Here is a 6,644-nt window from a genome sequence, read left to right as displayed (position 1 = left end):
ATCAAACTTTCTTTGATAGGAACCATTTCTAGAATTTTCGTTATTGGTTCTAGCGTATGGTTCATAATCAAGAAAAGCCGTCAACTCATATGCGAGTATTTCATTGAGAGATTTCTCCAACTCTGAACGAAACAGTTCAGTTACAGCCTGTTCAAAAGCTGGAAGATTGTTGTCATTAGAAAATAGGTTTTTCATTAAAGATGTAGTAAAATAGTTCATGGGTATATTCCTTTCGTAAATTGTTTTTGGTCGAACTAATTTTACTAAGGATATACCTTTTTTTCTATATTTCCAGAAAAACGAATTTACACAAGATATTTTATGCTATCATCACAAGAACAATTTAATATAAACTTAAAACGTGTAGTTCATGAATATTCTTTTGATACTGCCAGTATTCTCGATAAAAAAATTTCACGAAAACGCATCCTTCTCAAAGATATCTTATATATTGAATACTATGATCGACATTCTTATATCAAATTAACAAATAAACAAAGGATCGTTACCCCTTATTCTCTAGGTTACTGGGAAAACAAGCTAAAACCATATTCTTTTTCTCAATGTTATCGATCATATCTGGTAAACTGTCGTTTTGTCGCAGATATAAAACAAGATTATGTCTTCCTGTTGAATGAAGAACATATTCCTTTATCCAGAGGCTTTAAGAAAAGCTTTATTAACAGTTGGCTGGAAAGTGTGGAGAACCAATTATGATTTCTTTCTTTTTTACTTGTTGGGGTTATATAGCTGCATTGACTTTGATTCTCAATAACCGCTGTAAATTAAGGATTGATTATGGAAAAAGTCTTGGGTGCTCTCTTATCACCGCAATAATCATCGCTTTTCTAATTTATTACTATCCAAGCATATACACCAAATTTGTAATGATCTTTCTAGAGTTTTTACTTTTTAAAACCATATTGCCCTTAACTACATTTCATACACTATGCACTACTCTTTTTCTAGAGATCAATATTCTGACATCCGAGTGTCTGGTTGGTACGATCTTTACCGTTTTTATACCCAATCATGAAATCAATAACTGGTTTATCCTTTTTCTATGTTTTCTTTTTTCTGCTTTCTTTGATTTATTGTTCTCCAGTATTTTCCATCAGATTTTAAATAAGAAAATACCTAGTTACAGTTGGGTTCTGTTGATATTACCTTTTATAACACTTTTCTTTGCCCTAAACATAACAGAATACTTTTTTAATGCGAACAGTCCATTCATGATAAGTGCTGTACTTTTCGGACTAGTAATCTCTAATTTTGTCATGCTCTTTTTATACATAAAGTCCATTCAATCTATGAAACTGCAAAATGAAGTTACCTTATTCACTCAAAAAGAGAAACTTTTTCAAGAAAAGATTAAAATGTTAGATCAAAATTATCATTTAAACTTTAATTTCTTACATGAACTTCTACACCAGTGTAATCTGTTAAATGTCTATGAAAAAATAAATGATAAAGAAAATCTTCATAAAATGATTCAAACTATCAGCAGCAGTACCAGTAAAGCGTTTAATATGATATATACAAATGCTCCTGCACTTAATGCTGTCATCAATCATTTTTTAGATGATATTCGTAAAGATCAGATAGATATTGAAACATCTGTCTTTTGTGACCTGTCTTCCATTGCATATACAGACCAAGTACTTTTGTTCTATTCTTTATTGGATTTTTCAATCCATTCAATAAAACAAAATCAAAAACCAAAAAAAGTAATTCATATTTCATGTAAGGAAATACATTCAAAATCAGCTGTAAAAATTGAATTTATTCCCCCTAAGGATCCTATTGGAAGCTATCAATTACCCAACAAAATTCAAGAAAAATATGATCCATACACTAAAATTGACATAAAGGAAAACTCTTATACCATATTAACAGTGATTTAAATAAACACCTTAAAATGAATCTTAATACCTATATGAAGATTCATTTTTATTTTTAATAGACATCGACAAACCATTTAAACAAAAATTATGTCATCCATACCAAAAAAATTGCCGGAGAATATAACTAAAACTATAATTTAGATAGGCCATACTTCTGTTTTCATTATGATTGTGAGGATGATTATGATGACAAAAAAATTGAAATACATTTATATCGCGATATACATCATAGTTCCGGTCATCATGTATTTTTTTCTGCAGTGGTATTTACAAAAAGAAATATTTTCTACTGTTCTATATACAGATGGAACCTTGATCATAGAAGAAAGTTCATTGGACAAAGAAAAAAACAAAGAAAAACATGGTTCTGTAATAAAAGAGTATCCTTCTTTTGAAGAGGACGGATATATATTCGACAATGAAGATCATCTTCCTTATTGGCAAAAAGATAAGGATTGGATCAAAGCGATAGAGATTGGACATAGGATACAACCTACTGATATGTCATTCTGGTTCAATGATTTATATTATGTAGAATCCATTGATGTATCAAAAGTAGATACATCTCAAGTTAAAAGCATGGCTTATCTTTTTAAAGAAGCTGGTTGTTTTATCGATGATACATTTGTGATCAAAGGGTTAGATTCTTGGAATACATCCAATGTCACTGATATGCAATGGATGTTTCGAGCTGCCGGCAGCGACGCTGAGAATTTTAAATTAGAGGGAGGACTTAATCATTGGGATACTTCAAAGGTACGGGTCATGGTATTTATGTTTTATTTTGCAGGTGATAAAGCTAAGAATTGGTATATAGGCGATCTATCCGAGTGGAGCACTGCATCGATTATTGCCGCTAATAATATGTTTAGTAATTACTCAAACAACCCTAACATCGATGACCGCTGTTCGAAATGGATGGATAAATTTATTAATGCTTCAATTGTAAACGCTGCTTCTGAAAACCTAAATTAGTCAGGAGGAAATTAATATGAGTGGACCAAGGAATGATCCGGCGACCTTTCCATTGGAGTTTGTTGCGATTTTAATTATTGTGGTGTTATGCATGATTGCTTATATACGCTGTTTGAAAAAAGGATTGATTACCGATTCTTATTTATACATAGTTTTTGATACTCTTTTTACTTTATTGTTTATTACTTTTTCTCTTATTTATATTCGTTCTTACTTTTTAATTCTTGTTCTATTCTTAATTTATACAATTTATGGCTGGTTATATATAGCGCAGTTTAAAAAGCCTTTATCATCAGATAAAATAAAAGAGTATTCAAAAACGAAAATGAAGATCTACTTAATCGGATTTGTGGTAAAAGATATTCTAAGCATCGTTTTAATGTGTATATATCTTTATAGTGGAAGCTATCTTTTACAGGGGATGTTAGGCCTTCCAATCTACATCTTTTATATCTCAGTGTATTTACTTTGGATTTACAAGAATTTTAGAGGTAAATTACGTCTGTTCTTATCTAAAAAGAAAGCATAATTTTCTCTTCTTCATATCTGAATAAAGAATAAACCGTCAAATATGAATAGTACATAGATTAAAATTCTAATATGGTCGGACAATAAATCTTTTTTTACCCGGTTTAAATTAATCCTTCTTTTACTTAGATAAATACTGTATTTAAACTTAAAATAAACTAAAAATCTTAAAACCCCCAATTTCCGAAAAACTTTTTGGTTCAAAAAATCTAACTTTTTTTCAAATAATTTTTAAATAACCTGATTTTTTGAACACATCGGATGGTTTATCTTTCTAAATTCCTTGATTTTAATAAATACTGCGCTATTATAAAAATAATAAGATAGATGGAAGAGAAAAGTATGAATAAGCAACCTCTGAAAAGAAAATGGAGCATGAAGAAGATTATATTGGTTATAGTCTCACTATGCTCTTTTTTAGTTCTAAGCTTTGCAGTTCATCTTTCCCATCAACAAGGTTTTGTTTCCTTATTCCCTTTTGTCTCTTCAACGATGGTCTATGTTAATGAAGATGGTGAACTGGCACACGGTATGAAAAAGATCGGTAAAGATTATTACTACTTTTCAAAAGAAACCGGCTTTATGAAAAAAGGCTTTCAAACCATAAATCACAAAACATATTATTTTGGCAAAAATGGAAAACGAGTAACAGGGTTGCATACAATTAATGGAAAAACCTATTATTTTGAAAAAGATGGACAGATGCTTAAAAAGAAGTTTAAAGCCTACACAAAGAATGAAAAACCGATGCTTTCTTATTTTGATCAAAAAGGGCATATGGTAACCGGTACTAAGACAATCAATAAGAAGAAATACGTCTTTGATAAAAATGGAAACTTACAGATTGATATTGAAGAGATTCAAAATGATGTGCAGGAGATTCTTTCTCAATACTCTGGTGATATCAGTGTCTATTTTAAAGACTTGCGAACCAGAAAAGAATTTGAGATTCATCCGCAATCCATGTATCCCTGCTGCATGATCAAAACCGTTGCCCTGGCCGCTGTTTTTCAAGAAATTGATGCAGGAACGATCAACTATGCACAATATGAGCAATGGATCGAACCTATGATCACCATCAGCGATAACACATCCTATAATGTGTTAATGGAAGTGATTGGAGATGGCAATGGACTTTATGGCTTACATAAGGCAAATGTTCTGGCTCAACAAATCGGCATGCGAAATACCGCATTGCATCATGGCCTACAGCCTGGCCAGCACTTTTTTACGGACGGCGGTGCCAATGTCAGCTGTGCAAGTGACATCGGTATATTTTTTGAAAAGCTCTATGATCATGAACTGGGATCAAAAAAAAGCTGTGATCAAATGATCGATCTTTTTAAACGTTGTACGGATTACACGGCTTTACAGAGTGGTTTAGGACAAAATGTTGAATTTGCCCACAAAACCGGTTGTGCTGATACATATTATCATGATGGCGGTATTGTCTATTTACCGGGAAGAGACTATATCCTGGTCATCTTTTCTAAAGATGTAAACGTATATACATCCTTGATGTATGAGATTTCTTCCTGTGTTTTTGAATATCAAGATACATTAATTTAGTTTTTTATGACCGACTTATCCCAGGAACTATACTTCCTTTCATAGCGAATAAGTCGGTTATTTTTATTACAACTTATACTCGATACAATAAAGGCAAGTAAGCATTACATATTTCATAGCCTTTGATAAAAATATAGATCTTATAATTTTTAAAACTAAACAAACGTTTCTTTCTACAAGAATGAATATCTTATGATATTTTAGAAAGGATTTGATTATGAAACGGGTCTATTTTCCATTTTCGTATCTTTCCATTCATAATATGGCCAAACCTCTTTTTCTTTGTGTTTGACTGGTGTAACCTTTACCCATTTTTCCACTTTGAAAAGGAGCTTTCATGTTTCAAATATTAATATGTGAAGATCATCTAGAGGATATAAAACATCTATCGCATCTCATTCATGATGCTTTTGCGCAGGAAAACATTTCTTATCATCTTACGATCTTAAATGAAAAATCCGACTTAAATTTTAAGAACTATGATCTGATTTTCTTAGATATCCGGCTAACCTCTTATAATGGTATCCAATTGGGGCATCTCATCCGAAGGCAGTGTCCTAAAATCCCTATCATTATCACTTCTTTATATGCCGAATATCTTCAACAGGGCTATTTGATCGAGGCTAAACGTTATTTATTAAAGCCTATCTCTTTCCTTGATTTTCAACGTGTCTTTTACGATGTGATCTTAGGGGATTGTAAACAACAGAAGGCTCTGACGGATTTAAAGATTTCTCCTTATAAGATTTACTATAAAGATGTATATTATGTAGAATTTTATGATCGGCATACGTATCTCTATTTAAAACATAAAAAATATCGAACGACTTATTCCCTTTCCTATTGGAAAGAATGTCTGAGCTTTTATGATTTTGGACAATCGTATAAAGCCTTTCTTGTCAGTTATCGACATATTGCCGATCTTACCCGTGACAAAAAGGACATTCTTTTGACCAATGGTGTTTCTATTCCGCTATCTAAAAAATACAAAGCTTCATTTATGAAAGGATATCTACATTACCTACAATGCTCACAATAAATTTCTTGTTTGATTTACTGACCTTTATTTTTCTTTTGACGTTTTTACATTACTTTTTCCCTTTCCGATATTCCCTTCATCAAATTTTCTTATACAGCTTTTTTATCGTACCCTGTGCTTTTCGCAACCGGATCAGTCTTGTACAAAACGCAGTTTTCTTTATACTACTCTGGACTTTGTGCAATGCCTTTTATCAGGGAGGATTTCGTGGTAAATTTTTTCATTTTAGCTGGTGCTGTTTTATTTTGTTGACTGCCAGAGCAATCATTCTTTTATTATTTACACAGTCGCTTAACCTCCAATTTGTTGATATGACATAAATAGTGTCGAATCAGACAGTATTTTATAAGTACAGAGAAACGAGGTACTTATATGTTGATGAATACTAGTTCTGATTTTTTAGTCCCTTCTATTGATGAAAAACTTTGCGCTTATCAAAAAGATCGTATTTCTCAAATGATCCGTGATTATCTGGAAATCAATCAACAGATGGATCACTTTCATTTCGAATACTGTCCTAAATGTGGTCAACATCATCCCGTGCTCGTAAAAGCGGGTAAAACCAAGGCTGGTAAACAGATGTTGAAATGTAATTCCTGTAAAAAACGTTTTGTCTGTGATCATGGTCA

The 6,644-nt window shown here is 31.8% G+C and carries 8 protein-coding genes; 7 read left to right on the top strand and 1 reads right to left on the bottom strand.

The window, feature by feature from the left end:
• A partial coding sequence (locus tag G413_RS0110360) for a transposase (RefSeq protein ID WP_022790789.1) occupies positions 1-219 on the bottom strand: 219 nt, incomplete at its 3' end.
• A 102-nt stretch (positions 220-321) separates the two neighbouring features.
• On the opposite strand from G413_RS0110360, the gene G413_RS0110355 reads away from it, so the two are divergent.
• The 7 genes from G413_RS0110355 to G413_RS11540 all read left to right on the top strand — a co-directional run.
• Positions 322-717 carry a LytR/AlgR family response regulator transcription factor gene (locus tag G413_RS0110355; protein ID WP_022790788.1) on the top strand — a complete coding sequence of 132 codons (396 nt, stop codon included), beginning with the start codon at positions 322-324 and terminating at the stop codon, positions 715-717.
• Between the two features lie 593 nt (positions 718-1,310).
• Positions 1,311-1,904 (top strand): hypothetical protein, encoded by a 594-nt coding sequence (locus tag G413_RS12145; protein WP_147285006.1) that lies wholly within the window; start codon positions 1,311-1,313, stop codon positions 1,902-1,904.
• Positions 1,905-2,087: 183 nt separating this feature from the next.
• A complete protein-coding gene (locus G413_RS11875; protein WP_162138413.1) occupies positions 2,088-2,879 on the top strand; it encodes a BspA family leucine-rich repeat surface protein in 792 nt (263 codons plus the stop codon).
• A 16-nt stretch (positions 2,880-2,895) separates the two neighbouring features.
• Positions 2,896-3,408: a hypothetical protein gene (locus tag G413_RS0110340; protein WP_022790785.1), complete on the top strand. Its 513-nt coding sequence runs from the start codon at positions 2,896-2,898 to the stop codon at positions 3,406-3,408.
• 341 nt (positions 3,409-3,749) lie between these two features.
• Positions 3,750-4,976: a serine hydrolase gene (locus G413_RS0110335; protein ID WP_022790784.1), complete on the top strand. Its 1,227-nt coding sequence runs from the start codon at positions 3,750-3,752 to the stop codon at positions 4,974-4,976.
• A 337-nt stretch (positions 4,977-5,313) separates the two neighbouring features.
• On the top strand, positions 5,314-6,015 hold the full coding sequence (locus tag G413_RS0110330; RefSeq protein WP_022790783.1) for a LytR/AlgR family response regulator transcription factor: 702 nt from the start codon (positions 5,314-5,316) through the stop codon (positions 6,013-6,015).
• 372 nt (positions 6,016-6,387) lie between these two features.
• Positions 6,388-6,644 (top strand): IS1/IS1595 family N-terminal zinc-binding domain-containing protein (locus G413_RS11540; RefSeq protein ID WP_037614837.1); only part of this gene is annotated, 257 nt, incomplete at its 3' end.

Source organism: Faecalicoccus pleomorphus DSM 20574, from assembly GCF_000420345.1.
GTDB lineage: Bacteria > Bacillota_I > Bacilli_A > Erysipelotrichales > Erysipelotrichaceae > Faecalicoccus > Faecalicoccus pleomorphus.
The sequence above is the reverse complement of the archived record's forward strand: the minus strand, read 5'-3'. Positions and strand labels throughout refer to the sequence as shown.